At 66.4% G+C, this 1,827-nt stretch carries 2 protein-coding genes; both read right to left on the bottom strand.

Translation table 11 applies throughout. The features are described 5' to 3' along the window. Positions 1-222: 1-deoxy-D-xylulose-5-phosphate synthase N-terminal domain-containing protein (locus LQV45_RS29475; RefSeq protein ID WP_290370351.1), on the bottom strand; the 222-nt coding region annotated here is incomplete at its 3' end. A gap of 220 nt (positions 223-442) precedes the next feature. Then, on the bottom strand, positions 443-1,827 hold a 1,385-nt coding region (gene acnA / locus LQV45_RS29470; protein ID WP_230010635.1), incomplete at its 5' end, for an aconitate hydratase AcnA.

Genomic DNA, 1,827 nt, shown 5'->3' with positions numbered 1-1,827 from the left:
CTGGTGCCCTGTGTCGAAGACAATGCTGTCGCGGGGGGAATCGAAGATCCGGTGCACCGCGATGGTGAGCTCGACGACGCCGAGGTTCGGGCCCAGGTGCCCTCCCGTCCGGGAGACGTTGCCGATCAGGAAATCCCTGACCTCGGCTGCCAGCTGATCCAGCTGCGCCCCGGACAACTTACTCAGGTCCTGCGGATTCCGGATGGTGTCCAAGATTCCCAACGGCCCCTCCTTCGGGTGGTAGACATGCCTTTTAACTCTAACGCCTCCGGGCGGGCCGCCGCGCCGGAGGCCAGCACCGGTGCCCTGCACGCTTCACGCTCTCCGCTCCCCCGCTCCAGATCCAGCACCCGCGGCCGAAACCGGGAACGCAAAGGCCCCGGCCGGTCAGTGACCGGCCGGGGCCTTTGCATGCGTTACCGGAGCGTGCCCGGCAGCTCCGCTAGTGTGCGGAGATCTGGCGCAGGACGTACTGCAGGATGCCGCCGTTGCGGTAGTAGTCTGCCTCGCCCGGGGTATCGATGCGCAGGACGGCGTCGAAGGACGTGACGGTACCGTCTTCAGCGGTGGCCGTGACCTTGAGGGTCTTCGGCGTGGTGCCGTCGTTCAGGGCGGTGACGCCCTCAACTGCGTAGGTTTCCGTACCGGTCAGGCCCAGGCTGGCGGCGTTCTGGCCGGCCGGGTACTGCAGCGGGAGGACACCCATGCCGATCAGGTTGGAGCGGTGGATGCGCTCGTAGCTCTCGGCAACGACAGCCTTGACGCCCAGGAGCGCGGTGCCCTTGGCGGCCCAGTCACGGGACGAACCCGAGCCGTACTCCTTGCCTGCCAGGACCACCAGCGCGGTGCCGGCAGCCTGGTAGTTCTGTGCGGCGTCGTAGACGTAGGCCTGCGGGCCGTCGGCCTGGGTGAAGTCGCGGGTGAAGCCGCCCTCCACGCCGTCCAGGAGCTGGTTCTTGATGCGGATGTTCGCGAACGTGCCGCGGATCATGACCTCGTGGTTGCCACGGCGTGAGCCGTAGGAGTTGAAGTCCTTGCGCTCCACACCGTTGGCCAGCAGGTACTGGCCGGCCGGGGTGTCCGACTTGAAGGAACCGGCCGGGGAGATGTGGTCCGTGGTGACGGAGTCGCCGAGCTTGAGCAGCACGCGCGCACCGGTGATGTCCTGGACCGGCTCCGGCTGGGCCTTCATGCCCTCGAAGTACGGGGGCTTACGGACGTACGTGGACTTCTCGTCCCAGGCGAAGGTGTCGCCGGCGGGGGTGTCGAGCGCCTTCCAGCGATCGTCACCCTCAAAGACGCCTTCGTAGCCGCGGGCAAACATTTCCTTGTCGATCGAGGAATCGATGACCTGCTGGACCTCGACCGGGTTCGGCCAGATGTCCTTCAGGAAGACGTCGTTGCCGGCCTCGTCCTGGCCCAGGGCATCGTTGTCGAAGTCGAAGTCCATGGTGCCGGCCAGGGCGTAGGCGATGACCAGCGGCGGGGAGGCCAGGTAGTTCATCTTCACGTCCGGGTTGATCCGGCCTTCGAAGTTGCGGTTGCCGGAGAGCACCGCGGTGACGGAGAGATCGTTGGCCTGGATGGCCTCGGAGATCTCGGCGTCGAGCGGACCGGAGTTGCCGATGCAGGTGGCGCAACCGTAGCCCACGATGTAGAAGCCGAGCTTCTCCAGGTACGGGGTCAGGCCCGACTTGTTGTAGTAGTCGGTGACCACCTTGGAGCCGGGAGCCACAGAGGTCTTGACCCACGGCTTGGACGTCAGGCCCTTGTCGACGGCGTTGCGGGCCAGCAGTGCGGCGGCCAGCATCACGGACGGGTTGGACG

The organism is Microbacterium sp. Bi128 (assembly GCF_918698205.1).
This window is presented reverse-complemented; position numbering and strand designations above follow the sequence as displayed.